Annotated in this window: 37 protein-coding genes and 1 pseudogene; 33 read left to right on the forward strand and 5 right to left on the reverse strand. The window is 60.1% G+C overall.

Annotated features, from left to right (window positions below):
• The 30 genes and pseudogenes from Q8Q80_RS07200 to rplQ form a co-directional block, all read left to right on the forward strand.
• A pseudogene (locus Q8Q80_RS07200) lies at positions 1–124 on the forward strand (elongation factor Tu); the annotation flags it as partial.
• Between the two features lie 66 nt (positions 125–190).
• Positions 191–502, forward strand: a complete 312-nt coding sequence (gene rpsJ, locus Q8Q80_RS07205; protein WP_305632273.1) for a 30S ribosomal protein S10 — start codon at positions 191–193, stop codon at positions 500–502.
• Between the two features lie 112 nt (positions 503–614).
• Entirely contained in the window at positions 615–1,256 is a 642-nt protein-coding gene (gene rplC, locus Q8Q80_RS07210; protein ID WP_305632384.1) for a 50S ribosomal protein L3, read from the forward strand.
• A 10-nt stretch (positions 1,257–1,266) separates the two neighbouring features.
• Positions 1,267–1,890: a 50S ribosomal protein L4 gene (gene rplD / locus Q8Q80_RS07215; RefSeq protein WP_305632274.1), complete on the forward strand. Its 624-nt coding sequence runs from the start codon at positions 1,267–1,269 to the stop codon at positions 1,888–1,890.
• Entirely contained in the window at positions 1,887–2,213 is a 327-nt protein-coding gene (rplW, locus tag Q8Q80_RS07220; RefSeq protein WP_305632275.1) for a 50S ribosomal protein L23, read from the forward strand. The genes rplD and rplW overlap by 4 nt, the downstream gene beginning before the upstream one ends.
• On the forward strand, positions 2,213–3,040 hold the full coding sequence (rplB, locus tag Q8Q80_RS07225) for a 50S ribosomal protein L2 (protein ID WP_305614791.1): 828 nt from the start codon (positions 2,213–2,215) through the stop codon (positions 3,038–3,040). Before rplW ends, rplB begins: the two co-directional genes overlap by 1 nt.
• 10 nt (positions 3,041–3,050) lie before the next feature.
• Positions 3,051–3,326 (forward strand): 30S ribosomal protein S19, encoded by a 276-nt coding sequence (rpsS, locus tag Q8Q80_RS07230; protein WP_069039304.1) that lies wholly within the window; start codon positions 3,051–3,053, stop codon positions 3,324–3,326.
• Between the two features lie 12 nt (positions 3,327–3,338).
• Complete coding sequence (rplV, locus tag Q8Q80_RS07235; RefSeq protein WP_069039305.1) at positions 3,339–3,668, forward strand: 50S ribosomal protein L22; 330 nt, start codon at positions 3,339–3,341, stop codon at positions 3,666–3,668.
• 5 nt (positions 3,669–3,673) lie between these two features.
• Positions 3,674–4,531 carry a 30S ribosomal protein S3 gene (rpsC, locus tag Q8Q80_RS07240; protein WP_305614790.1) on the forward strand — a complete coding sequence of 286 codons (858 nt, stop codon included), beginning with the start codon at positions 3,674–3,676 and terminating at the stop codon, positions 4,529–4,531.
• Positions 4,500–4,913: a 50S ribosomal protein L16 gene (gene rplP, locus Q8Q80_RS07245; protein WP_069039307.1), complete on the forward strand. Its 414-nt coding sequence runs from the start codon at positions 4,500–4,502 to the stop codon at positions 4,911–4,913. The genes rpsC and rplP overlap by 32 nt, the downstream gene beginning before the upstream one ends.
• Positions 4,914–4,916: 3 nt before the next feature.
• Positions 4,917–5,111 carry a 50S ribosomal protein L29 gene (gene rpmC, locus Q8Q80_RS07250; protein ID WP_257082271.1) on the forward strand — a complete coding sequence of 65 codons (195 nt, stop codon included), beginning with the start codon at positions 4,917–4,919 and terminating at the stop codon, positions 5,109–5,111.
• Positions 5,108–5,377: a 30S ribosomal protein S17 gene (gene rpsQ, locus Q8Q80_RS07255; RefSeq protein ID WP_305632276.1), complete on the forward strand. Its 270-nt coding sequence runs from the start codon at positions 5,108–5,110 to the stop codon at positions 5,375–5,377. The genes rpmC and rpsQ overlap by 4 nt, the downstream gene beginning before the upstream one ends.
• Positions 5,378–5,525: 148 nt before the next feature.
• Positions 5,526–5,894, forward strand: coding sequence for a 50S ribosomal protein L14 (gene rplN / locus Q8Q80_RS07260; RefSeq protein ID WP_069039310.1), 369 nt, complete (start codon positions 5,526–5,528; stop codon positions 5,892–5,894).
• A 19-nt stretch (positions 5,895–5,913) separates the two neighbouring features.
• Positions 5,914–6,231 carry a 50S ribosomal protein L24 gene (gene rplX / locus Q8Q80_RS07265; protein WP_305632277.1) on the forward strand — a complete coding sequence of 106 codons (318 nt, stop codon included), beginning with the start codon at positions 5,914–5,916 and terminating at the stop codon, positions 6,229–6,231.
• 37 nt (positions 6,232–6,268) lie between these two features.
• Positions 6,269–6,808, forward strand: a complete 540-nt coding sequence (gene rplE, locus Q8Q80_RS07270) for a 50S ribosomal protein L5 (RefSeq protein WP_257098474.1) — start codon at positions 6,269–6,271, stop codon at positions 6,806–6,808.
• Positions 6,809–6,815: 7 nt separating this feature from the next.
• Positions 6,816–7,121, forward strand: a complete 306-nt coding sequence (gene rpsN, locus Q8Q80_RS07275; protein WP_305632278.1) for a 30S ribosomal protein S14 — start codon at positions 6,816–6,818, stop codon at positions 7,119–7,121.
• Between the two features lie 12 nt (positions 7,122–7,133).
• The gene (gene rpsH / locus Q8Q80_RS07280; RefSeq protein WP_305614788.1) at positions 7,134–7,529 is read left to right on the forward strand and encodes a 30S ribosomal protein S8; all 396 of its coding nucleotides are present in this window, start codon (positions 7,134–7,136) and stop codon (positions 7,527–7,529) included.
• Positions 7,530–7,539: 10 nt separating this feature from the next.
• The gene (rplF, locus tag Q8Q80_RS07285) at positions 7,540–8,073 is read left to right on the forward strand and encodes a 50S ribosomal protein L6 (RefSeq protein ID WP_305632279.1); all 534 of its coding nucleotides are present in this window, start codon (positions 7,540–7,542) and stop codon (positions 8,071–8,073) included.
• An 11-nt stretch (positions 8,074–8,084) separates the two neighbouring features.
• Entirely contained in the window at positions 8,085–8,438 is a 354-nt protein-coding gene (rplR, locus tag Q8Q80_RS07290) for a 50S ribosomal protein L18 (protein ID WP_257082187.1), read from the forward strand.
• 20 nt (positions 8,439–8,458) lie between these two features.
• Positions 8,459–8,983 (forward strand): 30S ribosomal protein S5, encoded by a 525-nt coding sequence (gene rpsE / locus Q8Q80_RS07295; protein ID WP_257098478.1) that lies wholly within the window; start codon positions 8,459–8,461, stop codon positions 8,981–8,983.
• Positions 8,984–8,991: 8 nt separating this feature from the next.
• A complete protein-coding gene (rpmD, locus tag Q8Q80_RS07300) occupies positions 8,992–9,174 on the forward strand; it encodes a 50S ribosomal protein L30 (protein ID WP_069039317.1) in 183 nt (60 codons plus the stop codon).
• Positions 9,175–9,609 (forward strand): 50S ribosomal protein L15, encoded by a 435-nt coding sequence (rplO, locus tag Q8Q80_RS07305; protein WP_069039318.1) that lies wholly within the window; start codon positions 9,175–9,177, stop codon positions 9,607–9,609. It begins immediately after the preceding gene.
• Between the two features lie 3 nt (positions 9,610–9,612).
• Positions 9,613–10,938: a preprotein translocase subunit SecY gene (gene secY / locus Q8Q80_RS07310; protein ID WP_069039319.1), complete on the forward strand. Its 1,326-nt coding sequence runs from the start codon at positions 9,613–9,615 to the stop codon at positions 10,936–10,938.
• A 6-nt stretch (positions 10,939–10,944) separates the two neighbouring features.
• A complete protein-coding gene (gene infA / locus Q8Q80_RS07315; RefSeq protein ID WP_018413356.1) occupies positions 10,945–11,163 on the forward strand; it encodes a translation initiation factor IF-1 in 219 nt (72 codons plus the stop codon).
• A gap of 30 nt (positions 11,164–11,193) precedes the next feature.
• Positions 11,194–11,307 (forward strand): 50S ribosomal protein L36, encoded by a 114-nt coding sequence (rpmJ, locus tag Q8Q80_RS07320; RefSeq protein ID WP_083224033.1) that lies wholly within the window; start codon positions 11,194–11,196, stop codon positions 11,305–11,307.
• Positions 11,308–11,361: 54 nt separating this feature from the next.
• Positions 11,362–11,727: a 30S ribosomal protein S13 gene (gene rpsM, locus Q8Q80_RS07325; protein WP_069039320.1), complete on the forward strand. Its 366-nt coding sequence runs from the start codon at positions 11,362–11,364 to the stop codon at positions 11,725–11,727.
• Positions 11,728–11,749: 22 nt separating this feature from the next.
• Complete coding sequence (gene rpsK, locus Q8Q80_RS07330; protein ID WP_008061749.1) at positions 11,750–12,139, forward strand: 30S ribosomal protein S11; 390 nt, start codon at positions 11,750–11,752, stop codon at positions 12,137–12,139.
• 13 nt (positions 12,140–12,152) lie between these two features.
• Entirely contained in the window at positions 12,153–12,782 is a 630-nt protein-coding gene (rpsD, locus tag Q8Q80_RS07335; protein WP_257082194.1) for a 30S ribosomal protein S4, read from the forward strand.
• A 42-nt stretch (positions 12,783–12,824) separates the two neighbouring features.
• A complete protein-coding gene (gene rpoA, locus Q8Q80_RS07340; protein WP_069039322.1) occupies positions 12,825–13,802 on the forward strand; it encodes a DNA-directed RNA polymerase subunit alpha in 978 nt (325 codons plus the stop codon).
• A gap of 82 nt (positions 13,803–13,884) precedes the next feature.
• Entirely contained in the window at positions 13,885–14,277 is a 393-nt protein-coding gene (gene rplQ, locus Q8Q80_RS07345) for a 50S ribosomal protein L17 (RefSeq protein WP_305632280.1), read from the forward strand.
• A 78-nt stretch (positions 14,278–14,355) separates the two neighbouring features.
• Here the strand turns inward: rplQ and cobA are convergent, their stop codons facing one another.
• Positions 14,356–15,096, reverse strand: a complete 741-nt coding sequence (gene cobA, locus Q8Q80_RS07350) for a uroporphyrinogen-III C-methyltransferase (RefSeq protein ID WP_305632385.1) — start codon at positions 15,094–15,096, stop codon at positions 14,356–14,358.
• Between cobA and Q8Q80_RS07355 the strand changes: the two genes are divergently transcribed.
• The gene (locus tag Q8Q80_RS07355) at positions 15,043–15,165 is read left to right on the forward strand and encodes a hypothetical protein (RefSeq protein ID WP_305632386.1); all 123 of its coding nucleotides are present in this window, start codon (positions 15,043–15,045) and stop codon (positions 15,163–15,165) included. The genes cobA and Q8Q80_RS07355 overlap by 54 nt on opposite strands.
• Here the strand turns inward: Q8Q80_RS07355 and Q8Q80_RS07360 are convergent.
• From Q8Q80_RS07360 to Q8Q80_RS07375, 4 genes are read right to left on the reverse strand one after another with little or no spacing between them, the layout of a single operon-like run.
• On the reverse strand, positions 15,152–15,880 hold the full coding sequence (locus tag Q8Q80_RS07360; protein ID WP_305632281.1) for a phosphoadenylyl-sulfate reductase: 729 nt from the start codon (positions 15,878–15,880) through the stop codon (positions 15,152–15,154). The genes Q8Q80_RS07355 and Q8Q80_RS07360 overlap by 14 nt on opposite strands.
• Positions 15,877–16,491, reverse strand: coding sequence for a DUF934 domain-containing protein (locus Q8Q80_RS07365; protein WP_305632282.1), 615 nt, complete (start codon positions 16,489–16,491; stop codon positions 15,877–15,879). Before Q8Q80_RS07365 ends, Q8Q80_RS07360 begins: the two co-directional genes overlap by 4 nt.
• Complete coding sequence (locus tag Q8Q80_RS07370; RefSeq protein WP_305632283.1) at positions 16,484–18,166, reverse strand: nitrite/sulfite reductase; 1,683 nt, start codon at positions 18,164–18,166, stop codon at positions 16,484–16,486. Before Q8Q80_RS07370 ends, Q8Q80_RS07365 begins: the two co-directional genes overlap by 8 nt.
• A 58-nt stretch (positions 18,167–18,224) precedes the next feature.
• A complete protein-coding gene (locus tag Q8Q80_RS07375) occupies positions 18,225–19,010 on the reverse strand; it encodes a sulfite exporter TauE/SafE family protein (RefSeq protein WP_305632284.1) in 786 nt (261 codons plus the stop codon).
• A 109-nt stretch (positions 19,011–19,119) separates the two neighbouring features.
• On the opposite strand from Q8Q80_RS07375, the gene Q8Q80_RS07380 reads away from it, so the two are divergent.
• Both Q8Q80_RS07380 and Q8Q80_RS07385 read left to right on the forward strand, forming a co-directional pair.
• The gene (locus Q8Q80_RS07380; protein WP_305632285.1) at positions 19,120–20,043 is read left to right on the forward strand and encodes a CysB family HTH-type transcriptional regulator; all 924 of its coding nucleotides are present in this window, start codon (positions 19,120–19,122) and stop codon (positions 20,041–20,043) included.
• Between the two features lie 67 nt (positions 20,044–20,110).
• Positions 20,111–20,698 carry an alkaline phosphatase PhoX gene (locus Q8Q80_RS07385; RefSeq protein WP_305632286.1) on the forward strand — a complete coding sequence of 196 codons (588 nt, stop codon included), beginning with the start codon at positions 20,111–20,113 and terminating at the stop codon, positions 20,696–20,698.
• Positions 20,699–20,781 lie beyond the last annotated feature (83 nt).

Genomic DNA, 20,781 nt, shown 5'->3' on the forward strand with positions numbered 1-20,781 from the left:
CGACAACGTGTCGATCACGGTGAAGCTGATTGCGCCGATCGCGATGGAAGAAGGTCTGCGCTTTGCGATCCGCGAAGGCGGTCGTACGGTGGGTGCGGGCGTGGTTGCCAAGATCATCGCTTAAGCAGGTTGATGTGCCCCTGTCTGCGCGAGCAGGCCGGGTCAGCTCTTTCGCTCTTTAGGAAATAAAATGGCAAGCCAAAAAATCCGCATCCGTCTCAAAGCGTTCGACTACCGCTTGATCGATCAGTCGGCTCTTGAAATCGTGGATACCGCAAAGCGTACTGGTGCAGTTGTCCGTGGCCCGGTTCCGTTGCCCACGCGCATTGAGCGCTTCGACATACTGCGCTCGCCGCACGTCAACAAGACGTCGCGTGACCAGTTCGAAATTCGTACTCATGTCCGTCTGATGGACATCATCGATCCGACCGACAAGACTGTCGACGCATTGATGAAGCTCGATCTGCCGGCTGGTGTTGATGTGGAAATCAAGCTTCAGTAGGAGTTAGTGCAGTCTTTTTCCGGCGCTCTTTTTGTCGGACAAGGGTTACCGGAGGTTCCGGTGGCAGTTGAAACGAATCCTGGTCAATCGCAACCGGGATGAGGAGAAAAACATGACTTTAGGCCTTGTGGGTCGCAAGGTCGGCATGACGCGCATTTTTACCGATGACGGACAAACCGTTCCGGTGACAGTGGTCGATGTGTCGAACAATCGCGTCACCCAGATCAAGACAGCAGAAACCGACGGCTACTCGTCGGTGCAGGTCGCTTTCGGCAAGCGTCGCGCTACTCGCGTGAACAAGGCCGCAGCAGGTCACTTCGCCAAGGCAGGTGTCGAGGCTGGGCAGGTGTTGCGCGAGTTCCGCGTCGAAGCCGCTCAGCTCGAACAGTTCAAGGCGGGTGACACCATCAGTCCGGCTTCAGTGTTCGCTGTGGGCCAGAAAGTGGACGTGACGGGTACGACGATAGGTAAAGGCTATGCCGGTGCCATCAAGCGTCACCACTTTTCGTCCAACCGCGCATCGCACGGCAATTCGGTCTCGCACAACTCTGCCGGCTCGATCGGCATGGCGCAAGATCCGGGCCGCGTGTTCCCAGGCAAGCGCATGGCAGGCCATCTGGGTGACGTCAAGCGCACCCAGCAGGGCCTCGAAGTCGTGCGTATCGACGAAGCCCGTCAGTTGCTGCTCATCAAGGGCGCAGTTCCGGGTTCCAAGGGCGGCGACGTAATCGTCCTGCCCGCGGTCAAGGGCTGAGGAGAGCGCGATGGCTGAATTGAAAGTTCTGAATGATGCAGGTCAGCAGTCGTCGACGGTGCAGGCACCCGACACGCTGTTTGCCCGCGAATACAACGAAGCGCTCGTGCACCAGGTGGTCGTGGCCTATCAGGCCAATGCACGCCAGGGTACGCGTGCCCAGAAGGACCGCACGCTGGTCAAGCACACGACCCGCAAGCCGTGGCGCCAGAAGGGCACTGGCCGCGCGCGCGCCGGTATGTCCTCAAGCCCGCTGTGGCGTGGCGGCGGCCGTATTTTCCCGAATTCGCCTGACGAGAATTTCTCGCAGAAGGTGAACCGCAAGATGTATCGCGCAGGCATCGCCGCGATTCTTTCCCAGCTGGCGCGCGAAGATCGCGTTGCAGTGGTCGAGAGCTTCAGCATTGATGCGCCGAAAACAAAGCTCCTGTCGAGCAAGCTCAAGGATATGGGGCTCGATTCGGTTCTGGTGATCACGGACGAACTGGATGAGAACCTGTTCCTGTCGTCGCGCAACCTGCACAACGTGCTGGTGCTCGAAGCGCATGAGGCAGACCCGGTGTCGCTCATCCGTTTCGGCAAGGTGCTGATCACGCGCAACGCGATGAGCAAATTCGAGGAGATGTGGGCATGAGCAACTTTTCGCAGGAAAGGCTGATGCAGGTTCTGCTCGCGCCGCAGATTTCCGAGAAGGCTACCTTCATCGCCGACCGCAACAATCAGGTTGTGTTCAAGGTGGCTTCCGATGCGACCAAGCCGGAAATCAAGGCGGCCGTTGAGTTGCTGTTCAGCAAGGGCGACAACAAGATCGAGGTTTTGTCGGTCCAGGTCCTGAACGTCAAGGGCAAGGTCAAGCGCTTCGGCCGCAGTTTCGGCCGTCGCAGTGACTGGAAGAAGGCATTCGTGTGCATCAAGCACGGCCAGGATATCCAGTTTGCTGAAGGAGGAGCTGTCTGATGGCACTCGTCAAAGTCAAGCCAACGTCGGCCGGCCGCCGTGCCGTCGTAAAGGTCGTGAATGCGAGCCTGTACAAGGGTCGCCCGCTGGATTCGCTGACCGAAAGTCAAAGCAAGACCGCTGGTCGCAACAATCACGGCCACATTACGACCCGTCACAAGGGCGGCGGTCATCGTCAGCAATATCGCGTGATCGACTTCCGCCGCAACAAGGATGGCATTCCGGCCAAGGTCGAGCGTATCGAGTACGACCCGAATCGTTCTGCGCATATCGCACTGTTATGTTATGCAGATGGCGAACGTCGTTACATCATTGCGCCGAAGGGCCTCGTGGTGGGGCAACAGTTGCTCAGCGGCTCCGAAGCGCCGATCAAGTCGGGCAACACATTGCCGCTGCGTAATATTCCGGTCGGTTCTACGGTGCATTGCATCGAATTGATGCCGGGCAAGGGCGCGCAGATTGCACGTGCTGCAGGCACGTCGGTTCAGCTGCTGGCGCGGGAAGGCAGTTATGCCCAGCTGCGGCTGCGCTCCGGCGAAATCCGGCGTGTGCATGTGGAATGCCGCGCTACGGTTGGTGAAGTCGGAAACGAAGAGAATAATCTTCGCAAACTCGGCAAGGCCGGCGCAACCCGTTGGCGCGGTGTGCGACCGACGGTCCGCGGAACTGCGATGAATCCGATCGACCACCCGCATGGTGGTGGTGAAGGCCGTACCGGCGAAGGCCGTGTGCCGGTCAGTCCGTGGGGGCAGCCGACCAAGGGCTACCGTACCCGCAGCAACAAGCGCACGAGCAACATGATCGTGCAGCGCCGTTACAAGCGATAAGAGGTAGGCAATGGCACGTTCAATCAAGAAGGGCCCGTTCGTCGATGCCCACCTGCTGGCCAAGGTGGATACGGCACGCTCCTCCAACGACAAGCGCCCGATCAAGACCTGGTCGCGTCGTTCGACAGTGCTGCCGGATTTCATCGGCCTGACCATCGCGGTACACAACGGTCGTCAGCACATTCCGGTCTATGTTTCGGAAAACATGGTCGGTCACAAGCTTGGCGAATTCGCGCTGACCCGGACGTTCAAGGGTCACACCGCCGGCAAGAAAGCCAAGAAGTAAGGAGCGATGACTATGGAAACCCGTGCAAATCTTCGCGGCGTGCGCCTGTCGGCGCAGAAGGGTCGGCTGGTTGCTGACCTCGTCCGCGGCAAACCGGTTGGTCAGGCTCTTAACATTCTGGCTTTCAGCCCGAAAAAGGGCGCCAAGATCATCAAGAAGGTCGTTGAATCCGCAATCGCCAATGCTGAGCATAACGATGGCGCGGACATCGACAGCCTGAAGGTGAAGACCATCTACGTGGAAAAGGGCGCGGTGCTGAAGCGTTTCACCGCTCGTGCAAAGGGTCGCGGCAATCAGATCGTGAAGCAGACCTGCCACGTGTTCGTCACGGTTGGAGACTGAAGGTTATGGGACAGAAGATTCATCCGACCGGCTTCCGTTTGGCGGTCACGCACAACTGGACGTCACGCTGGTTCGCTTCGAGCAAGGACTTCAGTCGCATGCTGAACCAGGACCTCGAGGTTCGCGCGTTTCTCAAGAAGAAGCTCGCGCACGCTTCGGTGGGCCGCGTGATTATTGAACGACCGGCGAAGAATGCCCGTATCACCGTTTTTTCGGCTCGGCCTGGTGTCGTGATCGGAAAGAAGGGTGAAGAGATCGAACTGATCAAGGCACAACTCGCCAAGATGATGGGCGTACCGGTACATGTGAACATCGAGGAAATCCGCAAGCCGGAAATCGATGCGCAACTTATTGCGGACTCCATCGCCCAGCAGCTTGAAAAGCGGATCATGTTCCGTCGCGCAATGAAGCGAGCGATGCAGAACGCGATGCGCCTGGGTGCCCAGGGCATCAAGATCATGTCGTCGGGTCGCCTGAATGGCATAGAGATTGCGCGCCGCGAGTGGTACCGCGAGGGGCGCGTGCCGTTGCACACCCTGCGGGCAGACATCGATTACGGTACGTCGGAAGCCAAGACGACCTACGGTGTCATCGGGATCAAGGTCTGGGTATTCAAGGGTGAGATGCTCGCCCGTGGCGAAGCCCCGGCGGTTGCCGAGGAAAACGACAATGCACGCCGCCCGCGTCGTGATGGTCGCCGTCCGGAAGGCGATAATCGCCCGCCGGCAGGCCGTCGCCCGGCCCGCGATGCCAAGCCCGAAGGTGCTGCAGCGCCGGCAGATGCCGACGTGAAGGGCACTTCGAAACGAGTCAGAAAGTCAGGAGCTAATAATGCTGCAGCCGGCGAGAAGGAAGTATCGTAAGGAGCAAAAGGGCCGCAACAAGGGCCTCGCCACCCGCGGCACCAAGGTTTCGTTTGGCGAGTATGGCCTCAAGGCGACTGCGCGCGGCCGTTTGACGGCTCGCCAGATCGAGGCAGCGCGCCGTGCGATGACCCGTCATATCAAGCGGGGTGGTCGCATCTGGATCCGGATTTTCCCGGACAAACCGATTTCGCAGAAGCCTGCCGAGGTCCGCATGGGTAACGGCAAGGGTAACCCGGAGTATTGGGTGGCCGAGATCCAGCCAGGCAAGGTGCTGTACGAGATGGATGGCGTCGACGAAGCACTGGCGCGCGAGGCGTTCCGCCTTGCCGCGGCCAAGCTTCCGCTTGAAACCACCTTTGTCATACGACAACTGGGGTAAGTGATGAAAGCTAAGGATCTGCGGGTCAAAGACACCGCCGAATTGAATACGGAGCTGATCGAACTTCTGAAGGCGCAGTTTTCCATGCGCATGCAGAAGGCGACCCAGCAGTTGACCAATACCAACCAGCTGAAGAACGTTCGCCGCGATATCGCTCGTGTGCGCACGCTGCTGCAGGAAAAGGCGAACGCGAAATGAGCGAGACCAATCAAAAGGTCAATCGCACGCTGGTCGGGCGTGTGGTCAGTGACAAGATGGACAAGACCGTGACCGTGCTGGTCGAGCGCCGCGTCAAGCACCCGCTCTACGGCAAGGTCATCATGCGTTCGAAGAAGTATCACGCGCATGTCGAAGGCCTCGATGCACACGAAGGCGATCTGGTTCAGATCGTCGAGTGTCGTCCGATCAGCCGCACCAAGGCATGGAAAGTGACACAGGTAATGGAAGTGGCACGAATCATATGATTTGGCACGGGAGGGGCTTGCTCGCCTCCTCCCGGCATGCTATCGTTGCGTGCTGTGCTTTACGAGCCTTGAATCTGTTGGGCTCGTCCTAAACCCTGACGGGTCCAAGACTGACCGCTCGCTGAGCGGGATAAGTTGGAGAAATTAAATGATCCAGATGCAATCCATCCTGAACGTGGCCGATAACACGGGCGCGCGGTCGGTGATGTGTATCAAGGTGCTTGGTGGTTCCAAGCGCCGTTATGCGGGCATCGGCGACGTGATCAAGGTCACGATCAAGGACGCAGCGCCCCGTGGTCGCGTCAAGAAAGGCGAAGTTTACAATGCCGTCGTCGTGCGCACCGCGAAGGGTGTCCGGCGCCCGGACGGTTCGCTTGTGAAGTTCGACAACAATGCTGCTGTGTTGTTGAATAACAAGCTGGAGCCGATCGGCACGCGCATTTTCGGGCCCGTCACGCGCGAGTTGCGTGGCGAGCGGTTCATGAAGATCGTGTCGCTGGCGCCAGAAGTCCTCTGAGGCTCGCGGGAGAATATTGATGGAAAAGATTCGCAAGGGCGACGAAGTGGTCGTGCTGGCCGGCAAGGATCGCGGTCGTCGCGGAACGGTGTTGCGTCGCGTCGATGAGCGCGCGGTGCTCGTTGAAGGCATCAATCGCGTCAAGAAACATCAGCGGCCGAACCCGATGAAAGGGCAGCAGGGCGGCATCGTCGAAAAGGAAATGCCGATCGACATTTCCAACGTGGCGTTGTTCAACCCAGGCACCAGCAAGGGTGATCGAGTCGGTATAAGAACTCTTGAAGATGGTACGAAAGTGCGCTTCTTCAAGTCGAACGGCGAGTTGGTGAAGGCCTGAAGGCCTCTCCTACGGCAGTCTGGGATAAGGAATGACGATGGCGCGCTTGCAGCAGTATTACAAAGAGGCCGTGGTGGGCGAATTGACGACCCGCTTTGGCTACAAGTCGGTGATGGAAGTGCCGCGTATCACCAAGATCACGCTCAATATGGGCGTTGGTGAGGCGATTGGTGACAAGAAGGTGCTTGAGCACGCGGTGGGCGACATGGTCAAGATCGCCGGTCAGAAGCCGGTCATTACCAAGGCGCGCAAGGCGATCGCTGGTTTCAAGATCCGCCAAGGCTATCCTATCGGCTGCATGGTGACGCTGCGCGGTCCGCGTATGTTCGAATTTCTCGACCGGTTGATCACCGTTGCAATGCCGCGCGTTCGTGACTTCCGAGGTGTGTCAGGCAAGGGTTTTGACGGTCGCGGCAACTACAACGTGGGCGTCAAGGAACAGATTATTTTTCCGGAGATCGAGTACGACAAGATCGACGTGCTCCGCGGGATGAATATCAGCATTACGACCACCGCCAAGACCGACGAAGAAGCCAAGGCTCTTCTCGCCGCATTCAAATTCCCGTTCAAGAATTGAGGTTGCCATGGCCAAGTTGTCATTGATTAACCGCGAGAAAAAGCGCGAAAAATTGGTCGCCAAGTTTGCCTCCAAGCGTGCAGCACTCGAAGCAGTTATTGCCGACATGTCGGCGAGTGATTCGGATCACGCGTCCGCCCGACTCAAACTGCAGGCGCTGCCGCGTAATGCGAACCCGACGCGTCTGCGCAATCGTTGCGAACAGACTGGTCGCCCGCGCGGCGTGTTTAGCAAGTTTGGTCTGTGTCGCATGAAGTTGCGTGAAGCGGCCTTCCGGGGTGAAGTGCCCGGGATGGTCAAGGCTAGTTGGTAACAGGGGTACAAGATGAGCATGAGTGATCCGATTGCGGACATGCTGACCCGCATCCGCAATGCACAAATGGCGCAGAAAGGCTCTGTTGTCATGCCTTCCTCGAAGATCAAGGTTGCGATCGCCGGGGTGCTGCAGTCCGAAGGCTACATTGAAGGGTTTTCCGTTCGTGCGAACGGTCAGAAATCCGATCTTGAGCTGGTTCTCAAGTATTACTCGGGGCGTCCGGTCATCGAGCGCATCGAAAGAATAAGTCGCCCGGGTCTTCGCGTCTATCGCGGCTCGGATGATCTTCCGCGCGTCATGAATGGTCTCGGTGTTGCCATTGTATCGACGCCGCGTGGCGTCATGACGGATCGCAAGGCACGCGCCGAGAAGGTTGGCGGCGAAGTGCTGTGCATCGTGGCTTGAGGAAACAGACATGTCACGTATAGCGAAAAATCCGGTTGTTGTTCCCAAGGGTGTGACTGTTGCGCTGAACAACGGCGAACTTTCGGTCAAGGGTCCGCTTGGGGAAATCAGTCGAATCATCAATCCGGCTGTCTCGGTGTCAGTTGATGCCGCCGAAGTCCGCTTTGCGCAGATCGAAGGCAAGGAAAACACTAAGGCGTTGTCCGGCACCATGCGCGCACTTGTCGCAAACATGGTTCAGGGCGTGACGCAGGGTTTCGAGCGCAAGCTCATGCTCGTCGGTGTTGGCTACAAGGCACAGGCTCAGGGCGACAAGCTCAATTTGTCGCTTGGCTTCTCGCATCCGGTTGTGCACGAGATGCCGGCCGGTATCAAGGTGGAGACGCCTGTGCAGACGGAAATTCGCATCAAGGGTATCGACAAGCAGCTGGTGGGTCAGGTTGCTGCCGAAATCAGGGCTTACCGCCAGCCCGAGCCTTACAAGGGCAAGGGTGTCCGTTATTCGGATGAGGTGGTAGTGATCAAAGAGACGAAGAAGAAGTAGGGGTGACGAACATGGACAAGAATCAATCCCGTTTGCGTCGTTCCCGTCAGACTCGCGCACGGATCGCGCAACTGAAGGCAGTTCGGCTGTCGGTTCACCGCAGCAACAGTCACATTTACGCTCAGGTGTATTCAGGCTGCGGTACCCGCGTCATTGCAGCGGCATCGACTGTAGAAGAGTCGGTACGCAAGGAGTTGAGCAGTGGGGGGAACGTACAGGCAGCTACGCTGGTGGGAAAGCTCATCGCCGAGCGCGCACGCGCTCAGGGTGTCGAGCAGGTTGCCTTCGACCGCGGCGGATTCAAGTATCACGGCCGTATCAAGGCGCTCGCTGAGGCCGCCCGCGAAGGCGGTCTTAAGTTCTAACTGTTCAGGCGACTAAAGCGATGGCTAAACCACAACGCAAGCAACACCAGGCCCAGGAAGAGCGCGATGATGGCCTGCGTGAAAAAATGGTGTCGATCAACCGTGTCACGAAGGTCGTGAAGGGTGGTCGTATTCTAGGTTTCGCTGCTCTGACCGTCGTCGGCGACGGTGACGGCGGGATCGGCATGGGCAAGGGCAAGGCGCGTGAAGTGCCGGTTGCCGTCCAGAAGGCGATGGAAGAGGCGCGTCGCAAGATGTCGCGCGTCAGTCTCCGTAATGGAAGTTTTCACCACCAGATCATTGGGCACCACGGCGCCTCGACAGTGCTTATTCAACCTGCTGCGCCCGGCACGGGAATCATCGCAGGCGGTCCCATGCGCGCCGTGTTCGAAGTCATGGGCGTCACGGACGTGGTGGCAAAATCGCTCGGTTCGTCCAATCCTTACAACCTTGTGCGTGCGACGCTGAATGGCCTTTCGCGCATGAGCACTCCGTCCGAAATTGCCGCCAAGCGCGGCAAGACCGTTGCGGAAATTCTCGGCTGAGGTCGCACATGGCTGAAAAAACTCTGAAGGTCACGCTGATCAAGAGCCTGATCGGTCGCAAGCAGGATCACCGCGCAACGGTTCGCGGATTGGGTCTGCGTCGCATCAACCACACCGTCGTCCTTGAAGATACGCCGGCGGTTCGCGGCATGATCAACAAGGTGGTCTATCTGCTGAAGCTCGAGGCGTAAATGGAACTGAACGATATCAAGCCCGCTGAGGGCTCCAAGCACGCCCGTCGCCGTGTCGGTCGCGGCATCGGCAGTGGTTTGGGCAAGACGTGCGGACGTGGTCACAAGGGCCAGAAATCGCGCTCGGGCGGTTGGAAAAGCGTTGGTTTTGAGGGTGGTCAGATGCCTCTCCAGCGCCGTCTCCCGAAGCGCGGGTTCAAGTCGCTGACCCGGGCACGTAATGCCGAAGTGAATTTGTCTTCGCTGTCGCGCCTGCCGGTCGAAGAGATCGATTTGCTCGTGCTCAAGCAGTTCAATCTCGTGCCGCGTGATGCGTTGGCTGCGAAGGTTGTTCTGTCTGGCGAGATCACTCGGAAAGTTGCGCTGCGTGGAATCGGTGCGACGAAGGGCGCGCGGGCTGCTATCGAAGCGGCTGGCGGCCAGGTCGGGGAGTAAGTTTTGGTCACTGCCGCCCAGCAGCCTGGTCGTAGCGCAAAGTTCGGAGATCTTTGGCGTCGCCTGTGGTTTCTCGCAGGTGCGCTGATTGTCTATCGACTGGGCGCGCATATACCTGTTCCCGGTATTGACCCTGCGCGTCTTGCCGAGTTGTTCCAGGGGCAGCAGGGCGGCATTCTTGGAGTGTTCAACCTTTTCTCCGGCGGCGCTCTTTCGCGATTCACGATTTTTGCCTTGGGGATCATGCCGTACATTTCGGCGTCGATCATCATGCAATTGCTGACGGTTGCCGTTCCGACGCTTGAAGCGCTCAAGAAGGAAGGTGAAGCCGGACGCAGGAAAATCACGCAGTACACGCGTTATGGAACGCTGGTACTCGCGTTGTTTCAGGCAATCGGGATTTCGATTGCACTTGAGTCACAGCCGGGGTTGGTGCTTGATCCTGGCATGATGTTCCGATTCGTGACGATCTCTACGCTTGTAACCGGCACGATGTTTCTGATGTGGCTGGGCGAACAGATCACCGAACGCGGCGTAGGCAACGGTATTTCGATAATCATTTTTGCAGGTATCGCTGCAGGTCTGCCCGGTGCAATCGGCGGCTTGCTTGAACTGGTGAACACCGGAGCGATGCATGAACTGACGGCACTGTTCATCGTGGCGCTCGTCATTGCGGTGACAGCGGTTGTTGTCTTTGTTGAACGTGGCCAGCGCAAGATTCTGGTCAATTACGCAAAGCGTCAGGTGGGTAATAAAGTCTACGGGGGGCAGAGTTCGCATTTGCCTTTGAAGCTCAACATGGCAGGCGTCATTCCGCCGATTTTCGCGTCGTCGATCATCCTGTTCCCGGCGACGCTGGCCGGATGGTTCGCCACGACCGAAAGCACGCGTTGGCTCAAGGATCTTGCGGCAACGCTTTCTCCTGGACAGCCGGTGTACGTATTGCTGTACGCGGCTGCGATCGTGTTTTTCTGTTTTTTCTACACGGCGCTGGTGTTCAACGCGAAAGAAACTGCAGACAACTTGAAGAAAAGCGGCGCCTTTGTGCCCGGTATTCGCCCTGGTGAGCAGACCGCGCGCTACATCGACAAGATTTTGACGCGTCTTACGCTGGTGGGCGCGGTGTACATCACACTTGTGTGCCTGCTGCCGGAGTTTCTGATCCTGAAATGGAATGTGCCGTTTTATTTCGGTGGTACGTCGTTGCTGATCATCGTCGTCGTGACAATGGACTTCATGTCGCAGGTTCAGGCCTATGTGATGTCGCATCAGTACGAAAGTTTGTTGAAGAAAGCAAATTTCCGCGGGACTGGATTCCCGACGCGCTAGGTACTTATGTCCAAGGAAGATGTCATTGAAATGCAGGGGGAAGTTGTTGAAACCCTGCCTAATGCGACGTTTCGCGTGAAGCTCGAAAATGGACACGTGGTTCTCGGGCATATTTCCGGAAAGATGAGGATGCATTACATCCGGATTCTTCCCGGAGACAAGGTAACGGTGCAGCTCACGCCTTATGACCTCACAAAAGGTCGCATCGTGTTTCGCGCCAAGTAAATCGGCGTTTGGTTCAGCTGGAGAAATAGGATGAAAGTCCAAGCTTCTGTAAAGCGCGTTTGCCGCAAGTGCAAGGTGATTCGTCGCCACGGGGTTGTGCGTGTCATTTGCGCGGATCCACGTCACAAGCAGCGTCAAGGTTGACGCTTGCTAGTGGTTTTTGATAAAATTTAAGGTTTCGCTTTTCGGGGTGACTGCATGGCCCGTATCGCCGGCGTAAACATTCCTAACCACCAGCACACCGAGATCGCTCTCACCGCGATCTTCGGCGTCGGTCGGTCCCGCTCACAAAAGATCTGTGACGCTGCCGGGGTAACCCGCACCGCCAAGATCAAAGACCTCTCGGAGGCCGAAATGGATCGGCTGCGGGAAGAGGTCGGCAAGTTCACGATTGAAGGTGACCTTCGTCGCGAAGTGACGATGAACATCAAGCGCCTGATGGATCTCGGGTGTTACCGCGGTGTTCGTCATCGTCGCGGCCTGCCGCTTCGTGGACAGCGTACCCGCACGAACGCACGTACCCGCAAGGGACCGCGCAAGTCGATCTCCGGCGGCAAGAAGTAAGCGCCGCTAACAGGACACGATCATGGTCAAGAGTGCTGCAAAAGTAAGGAAGAAAGTCAAGAAGAACGTCGCGGAAGGCATCGCGCACATTCACGCTTCTTTCAATAACACGATCATCACGATCACCGATCGCCAGGGCAATGCCCTGTCGTGGGCCACTTCCGGTGGCGCGGGCTTCAAAGGCTCACGCAAAAGCACGCCTTTTGCCGCGCAGGTTGCCGCTGAAGCTGCTGGCAAAGTGGCAGTCGAGTGTGGCGTGAAGAATCTGGAAGTGCGCATCAAGGGGCCTGGTCCCGGTCGCGAGTCGGCTGTGCGTGCGCTCAATGCGCTCGGTATCAAGATTTCGTCGATCACCGATATCACGCCGATCCCGCACAACGGCTGCCGTCCGCCCAAGCGCCGGCGCATCTGAGAGGAAGTAGAGAATGGCTCGTAATCTCGACCCGAAATGTCGTCAGTGCCGTCGTGAAGGCGAAAAGCTCTTCTTGAAGGGCGAAAAGTGCTTCACCGACAAGTGCGCGATCGAACGTCGGTCCTATGCGCCCGGACAGCACGGACAGAAATCCGGTCAGCGCCTGTCCGGCTTCGGTCAGCAGTTGCGTGAAAAGCAGAAGATTCGCCGCATCTATGGCGTTCTCGAGCGCCAGTTCCGCCGTGTTTACGCGGAAGCCGTGCGCCGCAAGGGCCAGACTGGCGAAAACATGCTGCAGCTGCTTGAAAGCCGTCTGGACACGGTTGCCTACCGCATGGGTTTCGGCGCATCGCGTGCCGAATCGCGCCAGGTGGTGCGTCATAACGGTGTTCTGGTCAATGGCAAGCGCGTGAATATTCCTTCGTACGAAGTGCGTCCGGGCGATGTGGTCGAACTGACCGAACGCGCAAAGGCCCATCTGCGTTCGAAAGGTGCGCTCGAAGCCCAGGCATCTCGTGGCTTCCCGGACTGGATCGACGTCGATTCCAAGGCGGCTCGCGGCGTGTTCAAGGCTCTGCCGGCTCGCACCGACCTTCCGTCGACGATCAACGAAAGTTTGGTTGTCGAACTGTATTCCCGCTGATCGCGTGTGCGATCAGCTCGCTGACGTCACTGAGGACTGCAGATGCAAAGCAATGCTCTCTTGAAACCGCGCATCATTGACGTACAAAATCTTTCACCGGCTCACGCACGTGTTGTGATGGAGCCGTTCGAGCGCGGATTCGGGCACACGCTGGGCAACGCGCTCCGCCGCATTCTCCTGTCGTCCATGCCCGGCTTCGCGCCGACTGAAGTGCAGATCGAAGGTGTACTGCACGAGTATTCGACGCTCGATGGTGTTCGTGAGGACGTGGTCGACATCCTGCTGAACCTGAAGGGTGTCGTACTCAAGCTTCACAACCGCTCGGAGGCCTACCTGCGCCTGTCGAAAACCGGCGAGGGTGTCGTGACCGCTGGTGATATAGAAGTCACGCACGACGTCGAAATCGTCAATCCGGAACACGTCATCGCCCACGTTGCACCGGGCGGCAAGCTCGAGCTTCAGTTCAAGATCGAGCAAGGTCGCGGTTATGTTCCGGGTACGTTGCGTCAACACACGTCGGAAAGCAAGGCGATTGGCCACATCCTGCTGGATGCTAGTTTCAGCCCGGTTCGTCGTGTGAGCTACTCGGTCGAGTCGGCGCGTGTCGAACAGCGCACTGACCTTGATCGTCTGGTGATGGACGTTGAAACCAACGGTGCTGTAGAGCCTGAAGAAGCGGTTCGCTACGCGGCACGCGTGCTGGTGGATCAGCTGTCGATCTTCGCCGAGCTGGAAGGTACGGCGCCGGCTGTCGAAGCGCGTCGTCCGGCGCAGATCGATCCGATCCTGCTGCGTCCGGTGGATGATCTGGAATTGACGGTTCGCTCTGCGAACTGCCTGAAGGCCGAGAACATCTACTACATCGGCGATCTGATACAGCGCACGGAGAATGAGTTGCTGAAGACCCCGAATCTGGGTCGCAAGTCGCTCAACGAGATCAAGGAAGTGCTTGCTTCGCGCGGCTTGACGCTGGGTATGAAGCTCGAGAACTGGCCGCCGGCTGGTCTCGATCGGGGTTGAGCCCCAGCCGGGTCCGCCCGGTCACAATATGAACCGGCCACTTGCCTGACCCGCGGTGGCCGCATAATTTTACGGAGTCATCATGCGTCATCGTAACGGTCTTAGAAAACTCAATCGCACCAGCTCGCATCGCGAAGCGATGTTTCGCAACATGGCGGTTTCTCTGCTTCGTCATGAAGCGATCAAGACCACCGTGCCGAAGGCCAAGGAGCTGCGTCGCGTCGTTGAGCCGCTGATCAATCTCGGCAAGACGCCCAATCTGTCGAACCGCCGCCTCGCTTTTTCGCGCCTGCGCGATCGTGAAGTTGTGTGCAAGATTTTCGACGTGCTCGGCCCGCGCTACGCGACCCGCAACGGTGGCTATCTCAGCATTCTGAAGATGGGCTTCCGCCAGGGCGACAACGCGCCGATGGCGTTTGTGCAGCTCATGGATCGTCCTGACGACAGCGTCGAGGCTGTTGAAGTCGCCGAGTAAGTTCGTGCGTTCCCCAATAGAAAGGCCTCGCTCAGCGAGGCTTTTTTATTTCTGTCGCTGGGGGAATTGAAAGGTGAATCAGGCTGCGTTCGGAGCGTGCCGCGAAAGCGGCGCGAATTGATCGATCCGTTGCGCCAGCACTTCCCGGAACACTTCACCCAGCATGACCAATACCGCGCCTTCCGGAGGACCTTCCGTACCGAGCAGTTCCGATACCGGCTGTGCCGCGAGCTCGGACAAGGTGGTCAAACATTCGCGTGACGACGGAAGGCTGGCGTTTTCGATGATCGCAACGGGAGTGTCGGGGGCGCGTCCGTATTCCATCAGTTCACGGGCAATGGCCATCGATTCGTGCGAAGCCATATACAGTGCCAATGTCGGCACATCGGCATTGGCACGCAGCGCCTGCGACGGGTTTTCGCCTGCGCCCGCGCGCGGTGTAAGCAAGGCGACGCTGCGCGACAGGCCACGCCGCGTCAACGAAACCCGCAGTTGAGCGCAGGCGGCACTTGCAGCCGTGATGCCGGGCACCACTTCATAATCAATGCCGGCTTCGGCGAGTGCATCCATTTCTTCCTGCGCCCGGCCGAACAACATCGGATCGCCCCCCTTGAGGCGAACTACCACAGCGTTCGTGCGTGCTGCATGCACCAGCTGATGGTTGATGAAGCGTTGTGCCGTCGAATGCCGGCCGCAGCGTTTGCCAACCGGGATACGCTTCGCCCGGCTAGCGAGCGCCAACACATCTTCCCCGATCAGCGCGTCGTGCAGCACGACATCGGCTTCGGCAAGCAGCTTTGCGGCGCGCAGCGTCAGCAGATCCGCCGCACCCGGGCCGGCGCCTACCAGCCACACCTTGCCGGGCAGATGCGCGTCAGTCGCCTTTGACATGCAGGCCGCACTCCTTGCTGTCAGGGTTTTCCCACCACCAGCGCCCCGCGCGGATGTCTTCGCCGGGCGAAATTGCACGCGTACAGGGCTGGCAGCCGATGCTGGGGAAGAACTGTTCGTGCAGCGCGTTGTACGGCACCCCCTCGGTCTGGATGTAAACCCACACCTCGCGCTCGGTCCAGTCGGAAAGCGGGTTGAATTTCTCTATACCGTACGACTCGTCGAACTCGCGCAGCGGCAGATCCGCGCGCGTGGTCGACTGTTGCGCACGCATGCCGGTGATCCAGGCCTTCTTGCCGGCCAGAGCACGCTTCAGTGGCTCGACCTTGCGCATGCCGCAGCAGGCCTTGCGCAGTTCGACCGAGTCATAGAAGGCGTTGATGCCGTGCTTGCGCACGTATTCCTCCACCGCCTCATGGCGCGGAAACCAGGTGACCGGGTGTGCGCCATAGTGCTTCTCGGCCTTCTCCATCAGGTCGTAGGTTTCAGCAGGCAGCCGGCCGGTGTCGAGGGTGAAAATTTCGATGTTGATGTCGTGCCTCTGAATGAGGTCGGTCAGCAGCATGTCCTCGGCGCCCATGCTGCTCGCAAAGCCGATCGGCTGAAACTCGGCGGCGGCACGCCGCAGCCGGTCAATCGCTGCCGTTGTCTTTTCGGCCACCTTCACGCGCAGCGCATCGGTCACGTTCGGGTGGATCATCGGATTACTCATGCGCCAGCTCCCGGCGCTGCACGCCGTCGAAACACTGGTGGTTGGCCGTCGGTCGAGGTCTGGTACGGCGTCGTGAAGTCCTTCAGTGCGCCGATGCAGCGCTCTGCCTTCTGATCGGCGCGCAGCAGATAGGCGTCAAAGCCGCAGCGATGGAAGAAAAACATCTGGTCGCGCAGCACGTCGCCAAGCGCCCGCAACTCGTTCCGGTAGCCGAATCGGGTGCGCAGGATGAAGGCGATCGAGTAACCGCGGCCGTCGATGAACTTCGGGAAGTTCACGCCGATCAGCGGCAGTCTGTTCAAGTTCCCGCCCAGACTTTCTGCCAGCTCGGCAGGCTCTTCATGGCTGTCCAGCCAGACGCCGATCTCGCCGTCGTCGGCGCGGGTAGCCAGTTCGTCGCGACGGCGGAGCCACACCGACAGCGGCAGCAGCACCTTGCCAGCGGGAATGTCGCAGGCGGAAATCACGTCGTCCGACGCCGCCGGCTCACCGGTAAGCTTGAACAGCACCACCTTGCCGGCCGACTTGCGCACCGGTTCATTCGTCTCGGGCAGCCGCACCCAGGTCCAGTCGTCGGCCACCACTTCGGTGCCGCGGATCAGTTCAGCCATGAGTCACCTCGGCCTTCTTCGTGGGTTCGCCATAGACGCGTGCCTTGAATGGCGCCATGCCAATCCGCCGTACGGTATCGATGAAGCGCTCTTCCGGGGTGCGTTGTTCGACGTAGGTCTCGACCAGCTTCGTGACGACGCCCGGCACTTCTTCGGCCGCGAACGACGGGCCGATGACATCGCCGAGCGATGTCAGGTTGCCCTGCGAACCGCCGATCGACACCTGGTACCACTCGGACCCGGTCTTGTCGACGCCCAGAATGCCGATGTGACCGACGTGGTGATGCCCACATGAATTCATGCAGCCGGAAATGTTCAATTCCAGATCGCCGACGTCGTACAGGTAGTCGAGGTTTTCAAATGCCTCCTGGATCGCCTGCGCGATCGGGATCGACTTAGCGTTGGCCAGCGAGCAGAAGTCACCGCCCGGGCAGCAGATGATGTCCGTCAGCAGCCCGATGTTCGGCGTCGCGAGTCCGTGCGCGCGGGCGCCCAGCCACAGTTCGTACAGGTCGGCCAGCGCGACGTCGGCCAGCACCACATTCTGTTCGTGCGATACACGCAGTTCGCCGAAGCTGTAGCGGTCTGCCAGATCGGCCAGCGCATCCATCTGCTCACAGGAAATGTCACCCGGCGCGACACCGGTCGGTTTCAGCGACAGCGTCACCGCGCGGTAGCCCGGCCGCTTGTGGCCGCGCACGCAGCGCGACACCCAGCGGGCGAAAGCAGGGTCGGACGCGCGCTTTGCATCGAAGCCTGCGTCGGTTGCCGGGCGGAGCGGTGCGTCCGGATCGGTGAATGCGGCGCTCGCGCGGTCCAGTTCGGCCTGCGTCACGGTAGCGATGCCGTCACGCTCCAGTTGCCACTCCTCATCCACCTGTCGGGCGAACGTTTCCGCGCCGATGGCCTTCACCAGAATCTTGATGCGGGCCTTGTAGGCGTTGTCACGACGACCGTAGCGGTTGTACACGCGAAGCACGGCGTCGAGATAGGTCGGCAGGTGTTGCCATGGCAGAGCGTCATGGATGACGCTGCCCAGTATCGGCGTCCGGCCCATGCCACCACCGACGATGACGCGGGCCAGCACCTCGCCCTTATCGTCGCGATACAGCTGCAGGCCGACATCGTGCGCGTAGGTCACGGCACGGTCTTCCAGCGTGCCGCTGACGGCGATCTTGAACTTGCGCGGCAGGAAGGCAAACTCCGGGTGGAAAGTCGACCACTGGCGGAGGACTTCGCAATAAGGCCGCGGGTCAACGATCTCGTCCGGCGCGACACCAGCGAACGGGTCGGTCGTGATGTTGCGGATGCAGTTGCCGGATGTCTGGATGGCGTGCATTTCCACCGTGGCCAGTTCGGCGAGGATGTCACCCGTATCTTCCAGCTTCGGCCAGTTGAACTGCATGTTCTGCCGGGTCGAGAAGTGGCCGTAGCCGCGGTCGTAGCGCCGACCGATATCGGACAGTTTACGCAACTGGGTGCTCGACAGCATGCCGTACGGAATGGCGACGCGCAGCATCGGCGCGTGGCGCTGGATGTACAGGCCGTTCTGCAGCCGCAGCGGCCGGAATTCGTCGTCCGACAGCTCACCGGCGAGGTTGCGCTGCAACTGGTCCCGGTACTGCGCGACACGCTCGAGCACCAGCGTGTGGTCGTATTCGTCGTAGCGATACATGGATGCGATCTTCCGTCCGTCGGCGCCCGCCGGCAGGCCGGGTCACCATGTCAATTATTCAGCCTAGAAGGTTCAGGCTCAGCTTGCCGCCAATGCCGAACAGCATGGTCGCCAGCAGCGGTCTAAGAAAACGCTCCGGCAGGCGCGCCGCGACCTGGCTGCCGATCGCGATGCCGGGCAGCGAACCGATCAGCAGCGCGCCCAGCAGCGCCCAATCGACGTTGCCGAGCCACCAGTGACCGAGACCGGCCACCAGCGTGAGCGGCACGGCGTGGGCGATGTCGCTGCCGACAATGCGCACCGCCGACAGGCGCGGGTAAAGGAATACCAGCACTGCTGTACCCAGTGCGCCGGCACCGACCGAAGAGATCGTGACGAGTACGCCGAGTATCGCCCCCGTGCCCACCGTCAGCGCGCGCAGATTGCGTTCGCGCCACTCACGGATGCCTGGTCGTTCGGCCACTGCCTGCAGCCGCTTGCGAAACAGCAATGCGCAGGCCGTCAGCACAAGCGCAATCCCGAGCGTACCGCTGATGATCGACGCACTGCCATAGGCTGAGCGGGAATGCGTCGATAACCACCATAGCGTCACTGCTGCCGCCGGCACGCTGCCGGCGCCCAGACCGGTCACGATGCGCCAGTCAACGGTCTGGTTGCGCCCATGCACCAGTGCTCCACCGGCCTTGGTCAACGCGGCGTACAACAGGTCGGTGCCGACGGCTACCGCGGGGTGGATGCCGAAAAGCAACACCAGCAGCGGTGTCATCAGCGAGCCGCCGCCCACACCGGTCAGTCCGACGACGGCGCCGACGAAAAAACCGGCAATGGAATAGCCGAACTCCATATGTGTATAGGAACAAGCACGCGGGAAGTGCGCAGCTTAGTTCGACAGCAAGATAATCGGAAATGCTTTGAAGTAAGATTCAAATCACTTCCAGTGCTAAAGGCCGCCCATGAACCTGCAACAGTTGCGTTATGTAGCCGAAGTCGCCCAGCGCAACCTGAATGTGTCCGAGGCGGCGCGGGCGCTCCACACTTCGCAGTCCGGCGTGTCGCGGCAGATCAGCCTGCTGGAAGCGGAGCTGGGCGTCGACGTGTTCATCCGGCAGGGCAAGCGGCTGGTGGCAATGACGCGCCCGGGTGAAGAAGTGGTGGCGATCGCGCGGCGCATGCTGCGCGACATGGGGGCGCTCAGGCAGGTGGGCGAAGAATACGCGGTCGGCGAACGCGGCCGGCTGACCATCGCCATGACGCATACGCAGGCGCGCTACGTGCTCCCGCGCATCCTGCCCGAGTTCATGCGCGCCCACCCGGAAGTAAAGGTCGCGCTGCATCAGGGCAATCCGACGCAGTGCTGCGAATACGTCTTGTCAGGCGAGGCCGATCTGGCGATCGCGACCGAAGCGATCGATGAATACGAGCAACTGGTGAGCCTGCCCTGCTACCAGTGGAACCGCTGCCTGATTACCCCGCCCGGCCATCCGCTGCTCGATGAGAAGCCGCTGACGCTGGCCGCCATCGCCGAGTGGCCACTGATCACCTACGACTTCACCTTCACCGGCGGTTCCACCGTCAATCGCGCCTTCGCCGCGCAGTCGCTGTCGCCCAACATCATGCTGAGTGCGATCGACGCCGACATCATCAAGACCTATGTCGCGCTGGGGCTCGGCGTCGGCATCGTCGCGCAGATGGCGTTCGACCCTGAGCAGGACCGCGCCCTGCGCGCGCTTGACTGTGCCCACCTGTTCGAGCCGAGCACCACCCGCATCGGCCTGCACCGCAACGCATGGCTGCGCGGCTACACCTACGATTTCATCGAGCAGTTTGCGTCCGCGCTGAACCGTGATGTGGTCGATCAGGCGCTCGGCCGCGGCTGAGCACCTTCACGAGGCGGTAACCTCGGGCGGCGACAGTGCAGGCAACGACCTTCCCGGGCTTGCCGCCATGACCGAGTTTCACGCCGATCCGTTGCATCCGCTGGTGCTCGACGCCGACACCGGCGTCGCCGAGCTCGCGGGGGTGCGCTATCTCGCCAGTCAGCCGGTCCAGGCCAAGGACGGTCGCACCGTGCTCTACCTGACCGAAGCATCGCGGCCGATGCACCTGTTCAAGTTCGTTGGTCCGGCAGCCTCCAGCGGCGCGCTGCCGCACGGCACGCTATATGTCGCCAGCCTGGGCGCCGACGGTGCGGACGAAGGTCACGGCCGATGGCTGCCACTGGTGCTGGCGCGCCATGGTCTGTCGGTGCGCGACGGCTATGCCAGTCTGCAGGCCATCCTGGCCGACCCGGCCGATGCCGCCTGCCGCGCCGGCGCGTCGCGCATCGAAGGGCTGTTTGCGCCACAGGCACGCAGCGAGGGCGGCGCCCTGCTGCTGTGTGATCGCGCGACACCGGCGCTGAACTGGCGCGAGGCACTGGGCGACGCGGCAAGCCTGAGCTTCGCCTGGCATGGACGCGCGTCGGTGGAAGGCATCGATACAAAACTTCACCTTCAGCGCATCGGCAGCGCTGCCGCGCGCTTGCGCAGCTAGGGCGGATGCCGGCGGCCGCTCACCCGCGCCCGCCGTGACATGGTTGCGCTGCCGCCAGCCGGACGACTTCTATAATCCGGAGT

Source organism: Methyloversatilis sp., from assembly GCF_030698125.1.
Classification (GTDB): domain Bacteria; phylum Pseudomonadota; class Gammaproteobacteria; order Burkholderiales; family Rhodocyclaceae; genus Methyloversatilis.